Annotated in this window: 22 protein-coding genes; 18 read left to right on the top strand and 4 right to left on the bottom strand. The window is 56.4% G+C overall.

Annotated elements, in window-relative coordinates; genetic code table 11:
- Nucleotides 1-20 precede the first annotated feature (20 nt).
- Entirely contained in the window at nucleotides 21-554 is a 534-nt protein-coding gene (locus tag EPZ47_RS18700) for a hypothetical protein (RefSeq protein ID WP_135846168.1), read from the top strand.
- A gap of 132 nt (nucleotides 555-686) precedes the next feature.
- On the opposite strand, the gene EPZ47_RS18705 is transcribed toward EPZ47_RS18700, so the two are convergent.
- Together EPZ47_RS18705 and EPZ47_RS18710 are read right to left on the bottom strand one after the other, a co-directional pair.
- Nucleotides 687-1,232, bottom strand: coding sequence for a hypothetical protein (locus EPZ47_RS18705; RefSeq protein WP_135846169.1), 546 nt, complete (start codon nucleotides 1,230-1,232; stop codon nucleotides 687-689).
- A 306-nt stretch (nucleotides 1,233-1,538) separates the two neighbouring features.
- The gene (locus tag EPZ47_RS18710; protein ID WP_135846170.1) at nucleotides 1,539-2,462 is read right to left on the bottom strand and encodes a LysR family transcriptional regulator; all 924 of its coding nucleotides are present in this window, start codon (nucleotides 2,460-2,462) and stop codon (nucleotides 1,539-1,541) included.
- Nucleotides 2,463-2,966: 504 nt separating this feature from the next.
- On the opposite strand from EPZ47_RS18710, the gene EPZ47_RS18715 reads away from it, so the two are divergent.
- The 11 genes from EPZ47_RS18715 to EPZ47_RS18765 all read left to right on the top strand — a co-directional run bounded on the left by EPZ47_RS18715 (nucleotide 2,967) and on the right by EPZ47_RS18765 (nucleotide 14,289).
- Nucleotides 2,967-4,343, top strand: a complete 1,377-nt coding sequence (locus EPZ47_RS18715; RefSeq protein WP_135846171.1) for an MFS family transporter — start codon at nucleotides 2,967-2,969, stop codon at nucleotides 4,341-4,343.
- 427 nt (nucleotides 4,344-4,770) lie between these two features.
- Nucleotides 4,771-5,310: a thiamine pyrophosphate-binding protein gene (locus EPZ47_RS18720; RefSeq protein ID WP_135846172.1), complete on the top strand. Its 540-nt coding sequence runs from the start codon at nucleotides 4,771-4,773 to the stop codon at nucleotides 5,308-5,310.
- A complete protein-coding gene (locus EPZ47_RS18725; protein WP_056854421.1) occupies nucleotides 5,298-5,894 on the top strand; it encodes a thiamine pyrophosphate-dependent enzyme in 597 nt (198 codons plus the stop codon). Before EPZ47_RS18720 ends, EPZ47_RS18725 begins: the two co-directional genes overlap by 13 nt.
- A 66-nt stretch (nucleotides 5,895-5,960) precedes the next feature.
- On the top strand, nucleotides 5,961-7,124 hold the full coding sequence (locus EPZ47_RS18730; protein WP_135846173.1) for an acyl-CoA dehydrogenase family protein: 1,164 nt from the start codon (nucleotides 5,961-5,963) through the stop codon (nucleotides 7,122-7,124).
- 74 nt (nucleotides 7,125-7,198) lie between these two features.
- Nucleotides 7,199-8,401, top strand: a complete 1,203-nt coding sequence (locus EPZ47_RS18735) for a CaiB/BaiF CoA transferase family protein (protein ID WP_178084268.1) — start codon at nucleotides 7,199-7,201, stop codon at nucleotides 8,399-8,401.
- Nucleotides 8,402-8,463: 62 nt separating this feature from the next.
- Entirely contained in the window at nucleotides 8,464-9,213 is a 750-nt protein-coding gene (locus EPZ47_RS18740) for an electron transfer flavoprotein subunit beta/FixA family protein (RefSeq protein WP_003179445.1), read from the top strand.
- 1 nt (nucleotide 9,214) lies between these two features.
- Entirely contained in the window at nucleotides 9,215-10,144 is a 930-nt protein-coding gene (locus tag EPZ47_RS18745) for an electron transfer flavoprotein subunit alpha/FixB family protein (protein WP_135846175.1), read from the top strand.
- Between the two features lie 25 nt (nucleotides 10,145-10,169).
- Nucleotides 10,170-11,015, top strand: a complete 846-nt coding sequence (locus EPZ47_RS18750; protein ID WP_135846176.1) for an HTD2 family dehydratase — start codon at nucleotides 10,170-10,172, stop codon at nucleotides 11,013-11,015.
- Nucleotides 11,012-11,827 carry an HpcH/HpaI aldolase/citrate lyase family protein gene (locus EPZ47_RS18755; RefSeq protein WP_135846177.1) on the top strand — a complete coding sequence of 272 codons (816 nt, stop codon included), beginning with the start codon at nucleotides 11,012-11,014 and terminating at the stop codon, nucleotides 11,825-11,827. The genes EPZ47_RS18750 and EPZ47_RS18755 overlap by 4 nt, the downstream gene beginning before the upstream one ends.
- Before the next feature lie 60 nt (nucleotides 11,828-11,887).
- Entirely contained in the window at nucleotides 11,888-13,279 is a 1,392-nt protein-coding gene (locus EPZ47_RS18760) for an aldehyde dehydrogenase family protein (RefSeq protein WP_135846178.1), read from the top strand.
- A 95-nt stretch (nucleotides 13,280-13,374) separates the two neighbouring features.
- On the top strand, nucleotides 13,375-14,289 hold the full coding sequence (locus EPZ47_RS18765) for a transporter substrate-binding domain-containing protein (protein ID WP_135846179.1): 915 nt from the start codon (nucleotides 13,375-13,377) through the stop codon (nucleotides 14,287-14,289).
- 345 nt (nucleotides 14,290-14,634) lie between these two features.
- Here the strand turns inward: EPZ47_RS18765 and EPZ47_RS18770 are convergent, their stop codons facing one another.
- Nucleotides 14,635-14,895 (bottom strand): hypothetical protein, encoded by a 261-nt coding sequence (locus tag EPZ47_RS18770; protein WP_135846180.1) that lies wholly within the window; start codon nucleotides 14,893-14,895, stop codon nucleotides 14,635-14,637.
- Between the two features lie 379 nt (nucleotides 14,896-15,274).
- Between EPZ47_RS18770 and EPZ47_RS30475 the strand changes: the two genes are divergently transcribed.
- The 6 genes from EPZ47_RS30475 (at nucleotide 15,275) to EPZ47_RS18800 (ending at nucleotide 17,807) form a co-directional block, all read left to right on the top strand.
- Entirely contained in the window at nucleotides 15,275-15,541 is a 267-nt protein-coding gene (locus EPZ47_RS30475) for a hypothetical protein (RefSeq protein WP_238346658.1), read from the top strand.
- Nucleotides 15,538-15,720, top strand: coding sequence for a hypothetical protein (locus tag EPZ47_RS18780; protein ID WP_135846181.1), 183 nt, complete (start codon nucleotides 15,538-15,540; stop codon nucleotides 15,718-15,720). The genes EPZ47_RS30475 and EPZ47_RS18780 overlap by 4 nt, the downstream gene beginning before the upstream one ends.
- Before the next feature lie 5 nt (nucleotides 15,721-15,725).
- Entirely contained in the window at nucleotides 15,726-16,049 is a 324-nt protein-coding gene (locus EPZ47_RS18785; RefSeq protein WP_420825041.1) for a hypothetical protein, read from the top strand.
- Nucleotides 16,050-16,087: 38 nt separating this feature from the next.
- Nucleotides 16,088-16,651, top strand: a complete 564-nt coding sequence (locus tag EPZ47_RS18790) for a siphovirus Gp157 family protein (protein WP_135846182.1) — start codon at nucleotides 16,088-16,090, stop codon at nucleotides 16,649-16,651.
- 7 nt (nucleotides 16,652-16,658) lie between these two features.
- Nucleotides 16,659-17,252: a hypothetical protein gene (locus EPZ47_RS18795; RefSeq protein WP_135846183.1), complete on the top strand. Its 594-nt coding sequence runs from the start codon at nucleotides 16,659-16,661 to the stop codon at nucleotides 17,250-17,252.
- A gap of 69 nt (nucleotides 17,253-17,321) precedes the next feature.
- Complete coding sequence (locus EPZ47_RS18800; RefSeq protein ID WP_135846184.1) at nucleotides 17,322-17,807, top strand: hypothetical protein; 486 nt, start codon at nucleotides 17,322-17,324, stop codon at nucleotides 17,805-17,807.
- A gap of 53 nt (nucleotides 17,808-17,860) precedes the next feature.
- On the opposite strand, the gene EPZ47_RS18805 is transcribed toward EPZ47_RS18800, so the two are convergent.
- Complete coding sequence (locus tag EPZ47_RS18805) at nucleotides 17,861-18,514, bottom strand: hypothetical protein (RefSeq protein ID WP_135846185.1); 654 nt, start codon at nucleotides 18,512-18,514, stop codon at nucleotides 17,861-17,863.
- Nucleotides 18,515-18,572: the final 58 nt, after the last annotated feature.

Below are 18,572 nucleotides of genomic sequence, written 5' to 3' on the forward strand. Positions count from 1 at the left end.
ACAACCTAGAGCAGAATGAAATGAATGACCCGCATCATCCAGAACCCAAGGCCCCGAAATTCAAGTTTCTTACCCTCCTAAAGGATGGGACCTGGTTTGCCGGCTTCACAGCGCTGCTGATTTTTGCAATCAATGTAGTCGATGAGCGAAGCCAACTTAGAAGCGATGTCAAACACCTGACTGACACCTTGGCTGAGGTGAGAAAAGACCTCGAGTCAGCTCATCTCGAAAACAGGCAGCTCAACGATTCACTACGCCAGAGCCAAATCAATCTCGCGACGAAAGAGGTTCGTCTCGAAGAGATCGATAAACAACTCGCCTCCGTCAATCGGGATGCTTTGAGCTCCAAGGCAGAGGCCGAAACCTACAAAGCACTTACGGCTTCTGATAAGCGCTGCGCACCTTATCGGGAGGACATCTCACGACTGGAAAGTAAACTCGCTATTTCGGCACTGGATGTATTCTCGTCTCGAGGAGAGCAGCGTAAAGAAACACTGGCGTCGTTGGAGCGAAGCAAAGACTCACTGGATGCATGCATGGGGATCAGACGCTGACAGCGCTTGACCTAAAAGGACCCTAACGGCCATGCGGTCATGGCCAATCAGCTCAATGGCTTTGAACACAAGCCGCCCTTTTGGGTACAACTGAAATACCCCCGCCTCCCCTTACTGTGCGGGTGTTGTCTCTCAGAAAAACTGGTCAAAGAAATCTGGACCTACTTTCGTGCGCGTAGAAGCTTTCGCCCACATTTTTAACGCCGCCAACAGTTGAGGTTTCCTGTCCCTCGCCGCTTCTGCTTGGGCGTTACGTCTTTCATCCTCCTTCGAAAACTTGGTGGTGGTTAATTTATAAAACATGATTGTCGCGGCATTGATATCTATAACCTTGTTAGACAACAGCACTGAGGATATGTAACCCGCCCCACCATCCGTCAAACAACTAATATGACAATGAGTTTCCCCGCTGTACTTCTCCGTTGCGCCTTTCGTTTTTAGAGTCTCATCCGCAAACTCATGGACAACATTATGAAGGACACCATCATTAATATCGCCAGACTGTTCTATAATGCTCGCACACTCCCCTTTACTGGACGCAATCAAGATATCCGTTGCAGCACGCAGTGTCGCCGGCACAAAAACATGCACGGTGCTTTTGCCGACCCCATGCTCCACTTTTCGAGATATAGCCACTACGCTATTAGCTGATAGCGTACCAATCAGACTTAAATGCACGAGCCTCACCTCACTAAAAAGACATAAGACTAATGACACCAGCACACAATGTTACCCACACACCAGATCAACGCAAACCATGAATAAAATTAAAGCCCAACATATTTACACATCAAAATATTGAACTTTACATTCATAATTGATCGCTCGGTTTCTGCAAGCATCAAACTACAATAGCAGCACTGTTAAATATCACCACGCCACCTGTCGCATCCGGTCACGGAGGGCGGTGCCTGACTGGAGAGATCCATGAGCAAAAAGCCAAAAAATGTTCTTCATAGGTTCATGGTCGAGGATTGATGCTGTTCAAAGCATGTGCCCCGCCCAGATTTTGCGACCTACTAGATCGGCGGCAATTTCGATGAACGCATCTCCAACAAATTTTGCGGCGAGGCTGACTCGCCTGTCTGCGGGAAATACCTGGACCAATTTACGCATGGGAATAGGGTCGACCAAAGGTGCAGCACTGAGCACTCCCGATTCAATCTGCGTATAAATCGATGCCAGTGGCAAAGCTGTCAAACCGAAGCCATTGCGAACCAGATCAATCATCGCGCCGAAGGAGTCAGCTTCAACGCTGGTTTTGAGCTTGATGCCAACTTCCCGCGCACAATTATCCAAAATCACGCGAAGACTGTGGCGGGCGCTGGGCAACACCAATTGCTGCTGGGCCAAAGACTCGAATGACACCGGCGCATCCAGGCGCAGATTGGCGCTGGCGGGCCCCACCAGTAGCAGGTTTTCCATCATCACCGGCACGATACGCAGCGTATGCAAGGGTTGGGGATCGTAAGAAATCGCCAGCTCCAATTCGCCACGCTGAACCCAATCCAGCAGGTAACCGCTAAAGGCGGAGGAGAACCTGATGGCGAGATTCGGATGCTCTTCCTTGATTTTTCGCACCAGCGGAACGGTGACAATTTCCGCAACCGTCGGTGTCGTACCGATCACCACCGTGCCCCGAAAAGAAGACTTCCCGCCCACGACCGAACTTCGAATGGACTCCATCTCTTCCATGATTCGGGTGGCATGCGCCAAAACTTCACGGCCGGCATCAGTAATCTCCATACCTCGACCATGCCGATCAAAAAGGTAGGCCCCGAGTTCTTTTTCCAACAGACGAATTTGCCTGCTCAGTGCCGGTTGTGCGATGTGAAGCCGGTCGGAGGCCTTGCTGAGACTGCCAAGCTCGGCCACATGAATTAGGGTCTTGAGTTGAACGACATCCATTACCAGGCCAGTCAAAGTCGGGCTCGGCGCGAAATGCGTCGAAGGTAGAATCAGTGTAAACGCATTAACACCCCTTGGAATGCCGCAGAAGCCGGGTCGCATGGGAAGTCGCGGCTTACGAGCGGCGGTATACCCTAGCCAGCCGGGGCTGCAAGCCAAGCTATAGAATTTCGGTATATCAGTTAGACCTGGCTGACGGCTTATTACCCTCGTCACTCTGCGGTAGCGTGCAATCAACGTCGACGCCAAGAGCGATCGACTGACTACAAGAATAAGATTCGAGGGCTTACGCCATGATTGACTACATTTCTCGTTACCTGACCGACCCGTCTGATACCGTCAGCGAGCAGCGGACCTCTCATATACATCCCCCCTCTTCATGTGCCTTGGTCGTCAAAGGATCACTGCAACTGCGTTAAGCATATCAACCCATCGAGCTAGCAACGTCGGACACGCATCAGCGTGGGCCTCGTATCGTCTCGCCTTGAAAAAAGGGTGAACAACATGTCTGCATCAACCAGCGACTCAACACTCCGCACTGAAAAGTCCGATCAGATGAAAAGTCCGAATCGCGTCAGAGCCATCATGGGTGCCTGCTCGGGCAATCTGGTGGAGTGGTACGATTTTTTCATCTACGCCTACACCGCCATCTACTTTGCGGCTTCGTTTTTTCCCAAAGGTGACACTACGAGCCAACTGCTCGCTACAGCCGGCGTTTTTGCCGTCGGTTTTTTCATGCGCCCTCTCGGTGGCTGGATTTTCGGCTGGATTGCCGACACCCGTGGCCGCAAGGTCTCAATGATCATTTCGGTGTTCATGATGTGCGCCGGTTCGTTATTGATCGCCGTCATGCCCACCTATGAAACGATAGGTGTGGCTGCGCCAGTCTTGCTCGTCGTCGCCAGACTGATTCAGGGCCTGTCCGTAGGCGCAGAGTACGGTACAGGTGCCACCTACATCAGTGAAATCGCGACGCCGGGTCGACGCTGTTTCTATGGGTCGTTCCAGTACTTCACCATCATCGCGGGCCAACTCCTGGCGCTGATGACCGTGGTCATTCTTCAACAAACCCTCACCGGCGAGGAGTTGCGCGAATGGGGTTGGAGAGTTCCGTTCTTTATCGGCGCATTGAGTTCCATCGTGGTCGTGTATCTGCGGCGCGCTATGCATGAAACCGCCACTAAAAAAGACATGAACCGCAAAGATGCCGGCTCTCTGCGCGGCATGTTCAAACACAAACGTGCCGTTGCACTGGTCGTGGCGTTCACCATTGGCGGTTCGCTCTACTTCTACACCTTCACCACCTATATGCAGAAATTTCTGGTGATCTCTGCGGGGTTCAGTCCGGAAACGGTGAGTTTCATCATGACGGCGGCACTGGTCGGCTTTATGTTCTGCCAGCCGCTCTTTGGTCTGCTCGCCGACCGTATCGGAATCAAGACCCACATGTTGTTGTTTTCCGGGTTCGCCATGTTGTTGGTGATCCCCCTGCTCTATTCGCTGCAATCCGTCAGCAGTCCATTTACCGCCTTCCTGCTGGTATTTGGCGGCCTGGCAATCGCATCGCTGTACACCCCGATTGCCGGGATCGTCAAAGCTGAGCTTTTCCCTCCTGCGGTACGTGCGTTAGGCGTGGGCTTTCCGTATGCGGTAGGCAATGCGGCATTCGGCGGCACTGCGGAATACGTCGCCCTGTCGCTGCGGTCACAAGGCATAGAGGCGTATTTTTTCTTCTATGTCGCGGCTGTAGTGACCATCACTTTCATAGCCGCCATGCTGATGCCGAACCTGTCGCGCTATGGTTACATCAGCGGTTCCGGTGAGATTGAAGAGCGAACCGGATTGAGGGGTTGGACTAAATCGCACGCTGCGAGGATTTGAAACACTGACGATTACTGCGGTTAGTTAAAGGGCCCCTGATGATTCCTGGGCCCTTTTTTTCATCCCTGTGTAGCGGATGCTACCTGCGTTGAAGGCACCACGCTCAACTGCCCCCCACCATCAACAGGGAGCTGGACGTGACTGAAACTTTCTGGTGAAGGCAAATCATTGACTCATTGAGCATGCACTGGATGAGCTTCATTGCGCCGGGCTTGCGAGGCGATCCGTACGCTCTGCTTCACCTCGCTACGTTAATCATTTCCCTTCCCATAATGCGTGGCTATCGCTATTACCCGGCAGGCCACGCATTCACCTTCCAGCTATACAAAACGGGCATATCTCAAAGACAAAAACGGTAGTCGTCCTTCTCCTCCATCCCTCCCAGAATGGGTGAAAACACAAAAGCAGCACTGCTTGGGAGATTGGCATGTCAACAGAAGCTGAACACACCGTGGGACAGGATTGGCAGGAGGACGTGTTCCACGTGCTCAAGGCCCACGACGTCAAACACGTGGTCTTCGTACCGGATGCAGGCCACTCGGCGGCGATCCGTATGTCGTATGCAGACCCGGACATCAAGGCCGTTGTCCTCACCACCGAGGAAGAAGGCATCGGCTATCTCGCCGGCGCATGGCTTGGCGGAGAGCGCGGAGCTCTCCTGATGCAGTCCAGCGGCGTCGGTAACTGCATCAACACCCTGGCACTTCAAGTCTGTGCCGGCTTCCCGCTGTTGATGGTGGTCACCATGCGCGGCGACTGGGCCGAATTCAACGCGTGGCAGAACCCGATGGGGCAGGCCACAGAAGCCTCCCTGAACCTGATGAAGGTCATGACCTGGCGCGCAGACGTTCCAGAAGACGTCGCCCCGCTGCTGCACGGTGCCGCGACCATGGCCTTCAACGGTGATTCGTCCACTGCCCTGCTGCTCGGCCAGCGCCTGATTGGAGAAAAGAAATGGGTCAAGTAAGCGCAAACCACACTCTGTGCCGCCGCGAAGTGGTCAAGGCCTTGCTGGCCGACCGCAAAGACGTGCTGGTCGTGACCGGCCTCGGTTCGGCGTCCTACGACGTCATGGCCGCCGGTGACAACGATCTGAATTATTACCTCTGGGCCGCCATGGGCAGCGCGATCACTGTGGGCCTGGGCCTGGCGAATGCGCAGCCAGACAAATCGGTGGTGGTGGTCACCGGTGACGGCGAATTGCTCATGGGCTTCGGCGCCCTGGCCACCGTCGCACTTCAAAAACCCGCCAACCTGACTATTGCGGTGTTGGATAACGGTCACTTTGGCGAGACCGGTATGCAGGTCAGCCATGCGGGGTTTGGAATTTCCCTGGACCAGGTCGCGAAAACTTGCGGCTTCAGCTGGACCGATGAAATCCGTGACATGGAAGGCGTACATAACTTGCGCGAGCGCTTTACAACTCGCGATGGCGTCAAGCTCGCGACGATCAAAATCAAGGCGGAAAACCCGCCACGGGTGCTGCCACCGCGCGATGGTCACTACATCAAAAATCGCTTTCGTGCCGCCCTGGGTTTCAACCCGATCTGACCACTCTATGCCCGTACCCGGTCACGCAGGGCAACTGTCGTGCGTGACGCGTTGAGGAGAACAATAATGACTGACCGCAACTGCGACGAACTCAATGCCATTCGCGAGGGCGTGCGCGCACTTTGCGCTGAATTCGATGCGGCTTACTGGCGTAAAGTCGACGAAGAAAAAGGTTTCCCGGAAACCTTCGTCAAGGCCCTGACCGATGCCGGCTGGCTGGCGGCGATGATTCCTGTCGAGTACGGCGGCTCCGGCCTCGGGCTGGCCGAGGCCTCGGTGATCCTGGAAGAAGTGAATCGCTGCGGTGGCAACTCCGGCACCGTCCACGGGCAGATGTACAACATGTTTACCCTGCTACGACACGGCAGCGAGGCGCAGAAAAGCTACTACCTGCCGAAACTGGCCAGCGGCGAATTGCGCCTGCAATCGATGGGCGTCACCGAACCCACCACTGGCACCGACACCACCAAGATCAAGACCACAGCGATCAAACGCGGTGACAAGTACGTGATCAACGGGCAGAAGGTGTGGATCTCACGGGTTCAGCATTCCGACCTGATGATCCTGCTGGCGCGCACCACGCCGTTGGCCGAGGTGAAGAAGAAGTCCGAGGGCATGTCGATCTTCCTGGTAGACCTGCGCGAGGCTATCGGTAACGGCATGACCGTGCAGCCGATCGCCAACATGGTCAACCACGAAACCAACGAGTTGTTCTTCGACAACCTCGAAATTCCTGCCGACAGCCTCATCGGCGAGGAAGGCAAAGGTTTCCGCTACATTCTGGATGGCCTGAACGCCGAGCGCACACTGATCGCCGCCGAATGCATTGGCGACGGACGCTGGTTTATCGAAAAAGCCAGCGCCTATGCACGTGATCGCGTCGTGTTCGGACGCCCTATCGGGCAGAACCAAGGCGTGCAGTTCCCCATCGCTGAAGCACACATTGAAATCGAAGCGGCTGACCTGATGCGCTGGCGTGCCTGCGAGGAATACGACAGCGGCATCAATGCCGGGGCCAGCGCCAACATGGCCAAGTACCTGGCGGCGAAAGCCTCTTGGGAAGCCGCGAATGCTTGCTTGCAGACCCACGGCGGTTTTGGTTTTGCCTGCGAGTACGACGTCGAGCGCAAATTCCGTGAAACCCGTCTGTATCAGGTGGCGCCCATCTCCACCAACCTGATCCTGTCGTACGTTGCCGAACACCTGCTCGAACTGCCGCGCTCCTTCTAAAGGATCAGCGTAAAGCCCAGTGCGTTTGCTTAAGCAGGCGCGACTGGGGAGCCATGACAAGAGAGATAATAATCATGAGCCAACCCAAAGGCATCCGTCCGCTCGATGGCATTACTGTCGTCAGCCTTGAGCATGCCATTGCAGCGCCCTTCTGCACCCGACAATTGGCCGACCTTGGTGCGCGTGTCATCAAGGTCGAACGCCCCGGCACGGGTGACTTCGCCAGGGCTTACGACCAACGCGTCAATGGTCTCGCCTCGCACTTCGTCTGGACCAATCGCTCGAAAGAGAGCCTGACCCTCGATCTGAAACAAGATTCGGCCACAGAGGTGCTAGACAGTTTGCTGGCCACTGCCGATGTCCTGGTGCAGAACCTGGCGCCGGGTGCCGCAGCACGAATGGGACTTTCATTTGAGGCTTTGCATCAGCGGTTTCCGCGCCTGATCGTTTGTGACATTTCAGGCTACGGCGCAGGCGGCCCCTATGAAAAGAAAAAAGCCTATGACCTGTTGATCCAGAGCGAAGGCGGTTTCCTGTCGGTCACCGGCGGACCGGGTGAAGAAGAAATGGCCAAGGCAGGTTGCTCGATTGCTGACATCGCGGCCGGCATGTACGCCTACACCGGAATTCTGTCGGCCGTGCTGTTGCGTGGACGCACTGGCGAAGGTAGCCACCTTGATGTGTCCATGCTGGAAAGCCTGGTCGAGTGGATGAACTACCCGATGTACTACGCCTACAACGGCTCTCCCCCGCCCCCTCGCGCCGGCGCCGCGCACGCCACGATTTACCCCTATGGTCCCTTCCCCATCGGTGATGGCACGACAGTCATGCTGGGTTTGCAGAACGAACGAGAGTGGCAGCTGTTTTGCGACAAGGTGCTGCTGACGCCTGAACTGGCGCAAGACGAACGCTTCTCTGCCAACTACAAGCGCGTCGAAAACCGTCAAGCGCTGCGGGCACTCATCGTTGAGTCGTTCTCCACACTCAATTTCGATGCCGTGTTTGATCGGTTGGAGCAGGCGCAAATTGCTAATGCTCGGGTCAATGACATGCAAGGTGTTTGGGACCATCCGCAACTTCAGGCACGTGATCGCTGGCGGGAAGTCGAAACCACTGCCGGCACGGTTCCAAGTTTGATACCTCCAGGCAGCAATAGCGCGTTCGAGCCTCGTATGGATGCCGTACCGGGCCTTGGCCAGCACACCGAACAGGTGCTCAGGGAACTGGGGCTAGGCACGGATCGTATTGAAAAAATGCGCGCAGCCGGAGCGATTTAGGCTTGATCTGAAAACTAAAAGCCTGCCCGCAACGATCAAAGTTTTTAAGAGGACACTGCCCAATGAAAGTCCTGGTAGCTGTGAAACGTGTGGTCGACTATAACGTCAAGGTTCGCGTCAAGGCGGACAACTCCGGCGTCGACCTCGCCAACGTCAAGATGTCGATGAACCCTTTCTGCGAAATCGCCGTAGAAGAAGCCGTACGCCTGAAAGAAAAAGGCGTGGCGACTGAGATCGTCGTCGTCTCCATCGGCCCGACCACCGCCCAGGAACAACTGCGTACTGCGCTGGCACTGGGTGCCGACCGCGCCATCCTCGTCGAATCCGCCGAAGACCTGACTTCCCTGGCCGTGGCCAAGCTGCTCAAGGCCGTTGTCGACAAGGAACAGCCATCGCTGGTGATCCTCGGCAAACAAGCCATCGACAGCGACAACAACCAGACCGGCCAGATGCTCGCGGCATTGAGCGGCTACGGTCAGGGCACGTTCGCGTCCAAAGTTGAAGTGTCCGGCGACAGCGTTGCCGTGACCCGCGAAATCGACGGCGGCGCGCAGACGGTTTCCCTGAAACTGCCGGCCATCGTCACCACCGACCTGCGTTTGAACGAGCCGCGCTATGCGTCCCTGCCAAACATCATGAAAGCCAAGAAGAAGCCGCTTGAAGTGCTGACTCCGGACGCTTTGGGCGTTTCCACCGCCTCCACCAACAAGACCGTGAAAGTCGAAGCGCCAGCTGCACGCAGCGCGGGCATCAAGGTCAAGTCGGTGGCTGAACTGGTCGAGAAACTGAAAAACGAAGCGAAGGTAATCTGACATGACTATCTTGGTAATCGCCGAACACGATAACAAGGTGCTGGCTCCGGCCACGCTGAACACCGTGGCTGCCGCTGCCAAAATCGGCGCTGACATTCACGTCCTGGTTGCTGGCCAGGGCATTGGCGCCGTGGCTGAAGCCGCCGCGAAAATCGCTGGCGTGGCTAAAGTGCTGGCGGCCGACAACGCTGCCTACGCGCACCAACTGCCGGAAAACGTTGCTCCGCTGGTAGTCGAGCTGGGCAAGGGCTACAGCCACATCCTGGCTGCCGCCACGTCCAACGGCAAGAATATCCTGCCACGCGTTGCCGCTGCGCTGGACGTCGACCAGATCTCCGAGATCATCTCGGTGGAAAGCGCCGACACCTTCAAGCGTCCGATCTACGCGGGCAACGCCATTGCCACCGTGCAATCGAACGCTGCGGTCAAGGTCATCACCGTTCGCGCCACCGGTTTCGACCCGGTTGCCGCCGAAGGTGGTTCGGCTGCCGTTGAAGCCGTAGGCGCTGCCCACGACGCCGGCATCTCCAGCTTCGTCAACGAAGAACTGGCCAAGTCCGATCGTCCTGAACTGACCGCTGCCAAGATCGTCGTTTCCGGCGGTCGCGGCATGCAGAACGGCGACAACTTCAAGCACCTGTACGCCCTGGCCGACAAGCTGGGCGCTGCTGTCGGCGCTTCCCGCGCGGCAGTCGACGCAGGTTTCGTACCCAACGACATGCAGGTCGGTCAGACCGGCAAGATCGTTGCGCCACAGCTGTACATCGCCGTCGGTATCTCCGGCGCGATCCAGCACCTGGCCGGCATGAAAGACTCCAAAGTGATCGTTGCGATCAACAAGGACGAAGAGGCGCCGATCTTCCAGGTGGCTGATTACGGGCTAGTGGCGGATCTTTTTGAAGTGATTCCAGAAATGGCCGCCCTGGCCTGATCACTGACCGATTGGAGCGAACGACATGAACAGCAGTTCCGATTTTTCCGCCTGGATTGGACGACGTCAGGAAAGCCAGGACCGGATCAGTTTCACTCTGGTCAGACGCATTGCCGCGACGTTGGGCGAGCCGGCACCACAACCTGGAGAGCCACTGCCGCCCCTGTGGCACTGGGCATTTTTTCAGGAGCCGGTGGACGCCTGCGAACTGGGACCGGATGGCCACCCAGCGCTTGGGGGCTTTTTGCCGCCGGCCCATAACCGCAATCGTATGTGGGCGGGTAGTCGACTTGAGTTTTACCAGCCATTGAAGGTGGAGGCTGACGTGACCTGTGTATCAACCATTCTCAACGTCGAAGAGAAGCACGGTCGCACGGGGTCCTTGTTGTTTGTCACGGTACGCCATGAGTATTTCCAGGACGGCAAACGCGTTCTTCAAGATGAGCAAGACATCGTCTATCGGGAGCCCACTGCGCCCAAACTGAGCGGCACCGAAGCACTCCCTGAAGGCCAATGGCAGGCACGGATCGAGCCCTCCGCGACCCTACTGTTCCGCTACTCCGCCGTCACCTTCAATGGCCATCGTATTCACTATGACTGGCCATACGTCACCGAGACCGAAGGTTACCCGGGATTGGTGGTGCATGGTCCTTTGATCGCCACCCTGAATCTGCGTGCCTTTACCAAAGCGCACCCGAACGCGCGCTTGATGCGCTTCACCTTCCGTGGCGTCCGGCCTTTGATTTCTCCTCACCCTTTTGAAGTCGGCGGACGTCTGATAGATAGCGGCAAGGCACAGCTCTGGGCAGGCAATCAGGACGGTACAGCGCAGATCGGCGAAGTCGAGTTCAGCGCAGGAGAAACGCCATGAATACGTCCATTGTTCGCTCCGCCCTGTTTGTGCCGGCCACTCGTCCAGAGCGCATACCCAAAGCCATCGCTACCGGTGCGGACCGGGTCATTGTTGATCTGGAAGATGCCGTGCAGGAAAACCTCAAGGAACAGGCCAGGGATAACCTGGAGCGTTTCTTGAGTGACCATCCGGACGCCCCGATTCTGGTGCGAGTGAATGCCCCGGACCACTGGGCTCACGTAGCAGATCTGGAGCTCTGTCGACGACACACCGGCGTGATCGGCGTTTTGCTGCCCAAAGCAGAAAGCGCGGAGCACGTCCTCACGGCTGCCAATACCCAAAAGCCGATCTGGCCCATCATCGAAAGCGCCAAGGGCCTGGCCGAACTCCAAGCGATTGCCCAGGCCCAGGGCGTTGAGCGCCTGTCATTCGGAAGCCTTGATCTTGGCTTGGACCTGAACTTGACCACCGGCAGCCATGCCGCCGAAGAGATCCTGAGTCACGCTCGATACGCAGTACTGCTCGCAACTCGAGTGGCTGGCCTCGCTCCGGCGCTGGATGGCGTGTTCCCTTCCATACAGGACACCGTCGGCCTGCACAGCACCGTTCAGTTTGCCCGCGACATGGGGTTTGGTGGCGCGTTGTGCATCCATCCGAGCCAGGTGGCAATCATCCATCAGGCGTTAAAACCAAGCCCTGAAGAATTGCGCTGGGCGCAACGCATTATCGAAGCCGCCAGCTCAGGTGGCGGCGTCTTCGTGCTGGATGGGCAAATGGTCGACGCACCGGTCATCGGTCGAGCGCGCTCCATTCTGGCACGCGCTACCTGACTCGGCAGCGGCAGTTTGCTTCGACGCTGCGCATTCATTCCCACCTCGCAGGACGGTGTCATGACTAATGTTTCCAGCCTTACCCATGCCATTTCGATCAACCCCGCCAATGGCGAACAGATCGGCCACTACCCATTCGAATCCGAGTCGGCACTGGAGGCGGCACTGTCGCGTGCCACTGCCGGGTTCTCGGTCTGGCGACGAAAACCCGTAGAAGATCGCTCGCAGTCGTTGATCGCTTTGGCTCAGGCACTACGCGACAACGCTGTAACAATGGCGAACATGATCACCCTGGAGATGGGCAAGCCCACCATGCAGGCGCGCGGTGAAATTGAAAAATGTGCACAGCTTTGCGAGTGGTACGCCGAACACGGCCCCGCCATGTTGGCCGCCGAACCCACGCAGGTTGAGGGCGGCAAGGCACGAATTGAATATCGTCCACTGGGCCCGATTCTCGCAGTGATGCCGTGGAACTTCCCCATCTGGCAGGTGCTTCGCGGCGCCGTTCCGGCGTTGATTGCCGGCAATACCTACGTCCTCAAACATGCGCCGAACGTGATGGGATGCGCCTATCTGCTGCAAGACGCGTTCAAGCGTGGCGGCTTTGCAGAAGGTGTGTTCGAAGTCATCAATGTCACGCCCGACGGCGTCTCCACTGCGATAGCAGATCCTCGTATCGCCGCAGTGACGCTCACTGGCAGTGTTCGAGCTGGCATGGCTATTGGCGCTCAGGCGGGTGCAGCCTTGAAGAAGTGCGTGTTGGAACTGGGTGGCTCAGATCCATTCATTGTGCTCAACGACGCCGACCTGGACGAAGCCGTCAAAGCCGCTGTGATTGGCCGCTACCAAAACACCGGACAAGTCTGCGCGGCGGCCAAACGCCTGATTGTCGAGCAAGGCGTTGTCGAGGAGTTTACCCGCAAGTTTGTCGAATCTACCCGCAAGTTGGTCATGGGCGATCCACTGGCCACAGACACTTACATCGGACCCATGGCCCGCTTTGATCTGCGCGATGAACTGGATCGTCAGGTCCGGGACACCCTGGAAGAAGGCGCGACCTTGTTGTTGGGCGGCAGAAAGGCTGAAGGGCCTGGCAACTTCTACGAGCCTACGGTGTTCGGAGATGTCACCGACCAGATGACCTCATTCAAACAGGAATTGTTTGGACCCGTGGCATCGATCATCACTGCGCGGGACACCGTACATGCACTGGAACTGGCCAATGACAGTGAATTCGGGCTCGCCTCGACCCTCTACACACGCAATGTCGAACTGGCCCAGAAGCTGGCCGGCGAACTGGAAACCGGAGGCGTGTTTATCAACGGCTATTGCGCAACCGACCCACGCGTCACTTTCGGCGGCGTAAAGAAAAGCGGGTTTGGCCGTGAGCTGTCGCATTTCGGTGTGCGCGAATTCTGTAATGCGCAGACCGTCTGGCTGGACCGTTACTAACAACAATCAAGTCGCCAAGCCTCGCGAGACCTCTCGCCGAGCCAAAGATGAGCGAGTCCGAAAAAACTCGCCTCACCCTTATGAGGAGTTTTTTGATGCGTACCTTTCCTGCAATCCTGGGTATTACCCTGACTGTGGCCTTAAGCAGTACCCCACTCATGGCTGCCGAACCCACCGGCACGCTCGAGAAAATCAAGACCTCGGGGACCATCACCCTGGGCCACCGAGACTCGTCCATTCCTTTCTCTTACATTGCCGACGGATCCGGTCAGCCGATGGGCTACTCCCATGACATTCAATTAAAGATTGTCGAGGCGATCAAGCAAGAACTCGGTATGCCCAAGCTGAACGTACGATACAACCTGGTGACATCACAGACACGAATCCCGCTGGTGCAAAACGGCACTGTGGATCTGGAGTGCGGCTCCACAACCAATACCGCCGAGAGAGCCCGGCAGGTCGACTTTTCGATCGGTATTTTTGAAGCCAGCACCCGCCTGTTGGTCAGGAAGGATTCGGTTTACAAAGATTTCCAGGATCTCCAAGGCAAGAACGTAGTGACGACTGCTGGCAGCACGGCCGAGCGAATGCTCAAGGTCATGAATGCCGAGAAAAAGATGAACATGAACGTCATCTCTGCCAAAGACATTGGCGAGTCTTATCAAATGCTCGAATCCGGCCGCGCCATTGCGTTTATGCAGGACGACGCATTGCTGGCGGGCGAGATGGCCAAGGCAAAAAAACCGGAAGATTGGGTGGTGACCGGCACCCCGCAATCCAACGAAATCTATGGCTGCACAATGCGTCGGGGGGATCCTGATCTCAAAAAGATCGTGGATGACTCGATCAAGTCACTTTTCGCCTCGGGCGAAATCAACGCCATCTACGATAAATGGTTTACTCAGCCCATCCCTCCCAGAGGCTTGAATCTCAAATTCCCCATGAGCACAGAGCTCAAAACAATCATCGCCCACCCCAATGACCAACCGGCGCCGGAAAAGGCTCTTTAGGGCGCCCCCTTCTGTTGGAGCGACCAAGACACAGCGAGGTTGTCTTTTTGCGCCATGGCCTTGGTATTAGCTGAAGATTCCACCCAGAGCCAGTCGTTTTGTAGGGTAAAAACGACCAAAAACAAAAAAGGGTCGCGAGATAAAATCTCGCGACCCTTTGAATTATATGGTCGGGACGGAGTGATTCGAACACTCGACCCCTAGCACCCCATGCCGGGAACTATATAAACATAACCTGCTGATAATAAAGAAATTTAATGCCATCATCGGATGCCAAATAACGCCATTTCTTGTGCTTATGCGAACGGTAGCCCGTGGTCTGTAGCGTAGGTTTTGCGCGAAGTTTTATCCAAACCTGATAGCACAGGAATCGCAATATTGACGTCCCGCCAACGTCTGATTGCTGCATTGTTGGTTGTAGCAGCCTTCCATCAATGATGGATCAACATGGTTTTTAAACACGCTCAGCTGTTTTTTTGTAAGTGAGTCGAGTCCTTCTGCCAAGACCAGTTTTGCGATCCCACCAGCTGCACCGTCCAGTCCCGCCTCGATAAGTTCCTTCAGTGCTTCCTCTTGATCTTCCTCAGTAAGTGTCTCGTAAATCACTTGCTCACCTCGAAGTCACTAAATGCTCATTTTTGAACGTGAAATAGGCCGCTTGCTACCTCACTCGTCTTTGTACCATCAAATTTTGACGTTACTCAACGTTCGAACTCATTACTCGGCAATCCTAGCCACCCGAATGAACTCCCCTCCGCGCCCAACGGCAACCAGCGCAAGGATCGTGTGCATCCGGAATTTGTTGGATCGACACCGTCCCCTGGAGGCAACAATGAACGCAGCACTGAAGATTTGTCAGGCCATGCACGACGGCCAGTAGCCTTCGACGGTGAGCGAAAGCCCTTGGGAGGTTGCGCGGGCTGAGTGGCCGTACAACGCGACTGAGGATCTGTTGCGGGGTGTGGATATGAAGGTCCAGCGCCGTATGCGTCAGCCTCAGGGTGTCACCGTGGCCGCCCTTGCCTTGGCCGTGGATGAGCACGTGAACAACCGGCTGGCGGACTGCAAGGTCAACACCCCTGCCCTGGGCTGGCTGCCGCTATCGGCAGATGGCCGGGCCGCCAGGAACGCCATGGCCGAACTCCTAGGCCCCAGCGCCCCCCTCGGCAAGCTCGTCGAAATCGCACAGACCCTACTTGAGACCTTGGTCGATGAGGCCTTGACCGCTCAGGCAGAGGACGCAGAACTGTGAGCCCTCACATCCTCATCGACCAGGCACTGGAAAGCCTGGAGCCCCCGGAGAGTCCTCCAGGATCCAGCAAAGTCGTGCTGCACATGATCACCAAAATGATGGAAGGCGGCGCCATCTCAGTCGAAGAGTTCAACCACTACTGCAAGCGCCTCCTGAAAATCACCAGGCAGCGCACGTAGGCGTTATGAGTCTGCACCGGTCTGACGCCATCAAGAAGGCCTTGTCGATGCTTGGCTTCAGCGCAGACGTGTTCCTGGGATTGTTCGACGATGAAACCTATGTCGAGCAGCTGAAGGAAGAACAGGCCATTGAGCAGGCTGTGGACAAAGACGCCGAGATCCTGCGCCAGAAACAGGAACGCCCTGACTGGCTCAACTCAGCGATCGAGACGATCGGCAAGGCCGTAACCAGCCACGAACTGAAGATGCTGAACGTCAAGTACATCCGCGAAGCGACCCGCAGCAACGAGCCGACTTTCATCGCCCCTATCACTCGCGCTTTTGAATAGCGCAAAGCCGTCCTGGAGCCAGGCAAGGAGAACGCAGCATGACCCAGCTCTACGCGCTCACCGGCAAGCTGGCTGAACTCCAGGCCATGGCCGACACGGATGATGAGGGCCTGAAAGAGGCCTTGCAGCACGCAATGGATGAGATCCAAGGCGAGTTCGAGGTGAAGGCCGACAACATCGTCATGCTGCGCCGGAACATCGAAAGTGATGTCACGGCCATCGAAAACGAAATCGAGCGCCTGGCCGAGCTCAAACGCATCAAGACCAACAGCGTGTCGCAGATCAGCGACTACCTTCGTCGGAACATGGAGGCTGCCGGCCTCAAGTCGATCAAGCGACCGCTGTTCACCATCACCCTGGCCCAGGGAAAAGAGAAGGTCATCGTCGACAACGAAGACGCGGTTCCGGACGAGCTGACTGCTGTGAAAACCAGCATCGCACCGGACAAAAACGCCATCGCCGCCAAGCTCAAGGAGATCCGTGAGCACAACGAGGCAGTCCGCAAGCGCATCGACGCCGGCGAAGACGCAGAACATGAACTGATCGAAGAGCCGGCCTGGGCGCACCTTGAGCGCGGCGACAGCTCGATCCGAATCAAGTGAGGCCCCCATGATCAGCAACCACCTAAGCATGGTCGAAGCCCTTCGGCCTGAACGCGAAAAGCTGGCGGCGCAGGCCGAGCAATACCTCGCCGCCGGCGGGAATATCGAGGAGGCCGAGCCTATCGGCTACAAGCCAAAGCCGATCAGCTACAGCAACCAGATGCCGCCGGCGCCAAAGCCGTTTGTTCGCCGACGCCCTCCGGCACCACCCCCACCAATGTCCGCCCAAGACCTTCGCCACCAGGCGCGGATGAAGCAGATCGAAAAAATTCGCGAGATGGCGCCGACTCACACACAGGCCGAGATCGTCGACGCCCTTGGCATAAGCCGCCGCACGCTCTACGGAATCGCCAAGGACCACGACCTGACCTTCAAGCGGCCGGCTCGGTTGCGCTCTGGCGGAGAAGGCCGAAACAAGCATTTAGAGGAGCGCGACGCGAAGTTTGCCGAGCGGATCCGCGCCTTCCTCGAGCTCGGCATCACCCGGCGACAGGCCTGCGGCCGACTCGGGATCGCCAACAAGACTTTCGAGCGAATTCTCGCCGAGCACGGCATCGACTATCCCAAAGCGCGGCGCGGCTGTACTTCATGCGCCGCATAGCCCGCACCCAACAACGCAAACGACAGACCTGGCTGGCGCTGCCGGCCAGCGGAATAGAAGAGGTAGGCCATGGCTGCCGAACAGAAGGAACGCACAGCCAAGCTTGCCGAGAAACGGCAGGAACTGGGCGAACAGGAATTGCGACACACGGTCCCGTACGGCACCAGGCAGATGCTCGACGAGCTGATGCTCTGGCATGAGATCGAGGAAGTCAGCGAGGCGGTGCAACTGCTGGTGCTGAATGGACGCGCCGAGGATCTGCCGCCGGCGCCGCTGAAGGTCAAAGGTCCGTCCGATATCATCCGTCACTACTTCCGACAGGGAATGCGTGACCGACTGGCAGCGCTCACCGCCGAACTGGGCGAGACGAAGGATCGGACGACCATTTGGCGATTGATCGCACATGCCCACGCACTGGGCACCGAGAAGTCCGCACCGCTATTCACAATTAAGCGCCACTTTATTGAGATATCCGAAAACGTGGCGCGCAAATTACGGCAAGCAGGATTCGCCGAATCGCTTCAGATGAACGCCCAAGACGACAGCGAAAATTAGATAGCGTCATCCAAAAAGCCAAAGTAATCCTGATCACCGCAAGAGATTTTTCATTATGCCCCCCCCGATCTGAGCTTCGAAATCGTATACCAGGTTTCATCCTCATGCCCAACTTTAGTAAGCTGGAATTTCTGGACTCCAGCATTCCCACTTACGCGTACGTATGTGATTACAACATTTACTTTATCGCTCCATCCATCAGCAACTGAAAACGTTGTATATGCATCATCATAAAGCGGCTCCGCCTTCAGGCTAAAGCTAAACTCATCTGACGAGATACTTATCGTCACATCCTCGCAGTAGGCACCCTTATTGATTACCTTGAACTGAAAATGAAAATCACCCTCTTCATCGTGCGTCCCCGGTATAGCTTGCAGAACTAGCAATGGGTCAAGTGAGCGCTCGTGGTTATCTAAGGTTATTTTCTGAGACTCAACCATCTTCGTCTGTTGTTCTACGGAAGCCCTGAGTTCCTCTGCTTGCAGCCTCAATGCATCAGTACTTAATTTCAGCTCTCTGCCTTGTTGCAAGAAGCCAAGAACCAACCATAGAAATGCAACGGGCCCAAAGGCTCCTGCAAGAAAGTCTCCCAGCTCATTAAGCTTGAGGCATAAGAAATCATCGAATTTGTAAGCGACAATGATGGCAATAATCACCAGGTACAAAGTGGTGACCAATGCCCCCCAAAACTCTAGCTTCTTTGCCAAACCAATCTCCTTAATCCGGCTCCATGCCGGTCACCCGCAATACCCCAACCAAAACCAA

Source organism: Pseudomonas viciae, from assembly GCF_004786035.1.
GTDB lineage: Bacteria > Pseudomonadota > Gammaproteobacteria > Pseudomonadales > Pseudomonadaceae > Aquipseudomonas > Aquipseudomonas viciae.

Coding starts and splice junctions, on each gene's coding strand:
- EPZ47_RS18700 (WP_135846168.1), top strand. CDS start 21: ATGAATGACCCGCATCATCCAGAACCCAAGGCCCCGAAATTCAAGTTT.
- EPZ47_RS18710 (WP_135846170.1), bottom strand. CDS start 2,462: ATGGATGTCGTTCAACTCAAGACCCTAATTCATGTGGCCGAGCTTGGC.
- EPZ47_RS18715 (WP_135846171.1), top strand. CDS start 2,967: ATGTCTGCATCAACCAGCGACTCAACACTCCGCACTGAAAAGTCCGAT.
- EPZ47_RS18720 (WP_135846172.1), top strand. CDS start 4,771: ATGTCAACAGAAGCTGAACACACCGTGGGACAGGATTGGCAGGAGGAC.
- EPZ47_RS18725 (WP_056854421.1), top strand. CDS start 5,298: ATGGGTCAAGTAAGCGCAAACCACACTCTGTGCCGCCGCGAAGTGGTC.
- EPZ47_RS18730 (WP_135846173.1), top strand. CDS start 5,961: ATGACTGACCGCAACTGCGACGAACTCAATGCCATTCGCGAGGGCGTG.
- EPZ47_RS18735 (WP_178084268.1), top strand. CDS start 7,199: ATGAGCCAACCCAAAGGCATCCGTCCGCTCGATGGCATTACTGTCGTC.
- EPZ47_RS18740 (WP_003179445.1), top strand. CDS start 8,464: ATGAAAGTCCTGGTAGCTGTGAAACGTGTGGTCGACTATAACGTCAAG.
- EPZ47_RS18745 (WP_135846175.1), top strand. CDS start 9,215: ATGACTATCTTGGTAATCGCCGAACACGATAACAAGGTGCTGGCTCCG.
- EPZ47_RS18750 (WP_135846176.1), top strand. CDS start 10,170: ATGAACAGCAGTTCCGATTTTTCCGCCTGGATTGGACGACGTCAGGAA.
- EPZ47_RS18755 (WP_135846177.1), top strand. CDS start 11,012: ATGAATACGTCCATTGTTCGCTCCGCCCTGTTTGTGCCGGCCACTCGT.
- EPZ47_RS18760 (WP_135846178.1), top strand. CDS start 11,888: ATGACTAATGTTTCCAGCCTTACCCATGCCATTTCGATCAACCCCGCC.
- EPZ47_RS18765 (WP_135846179.1), top strand. CDS start 13,375: ATGCGTACCTTTCCTGCAATCCTGGGTATTACCCTGACTGTGGCCTTA.
- EPZ47_RS30475 (WP_238346658.1), top strand. CDS start 15,275: ATGCGTCAGCCTCAGGGTGTCACCGTGGCCGCCCTTGCCTTGGCCGTG.
- EPZ47_RS18785 (WP_420825041.1), top strand. CDS start 15,726: ATGAGTCTGCACCGGTCTGACGCCATCAAGAAGGCCTTGTCGATGCTT.
- EPZ47_RS18790 (WP_135846182.1), top strand. CDS start 16,088: ATGACCCAGCTCTACGCGCTCACCGGCAAGCTGGCTGAACTCCAGGCC.
- EPZ47_RS18795 (WP_135846183.1), top strand. CDS start 16,659: ATGATCAGCAACCACCTAAGCATGGTCGAAGCCCTTCGGCCTGAACGC.
- EPZ47_RS18800 (WP_135846184.1), top strand. CDS start 17,322: ATGGCTGCCGAACAGAAGGAACGCACAGCCAAGCTTGCCGAGAAACGG.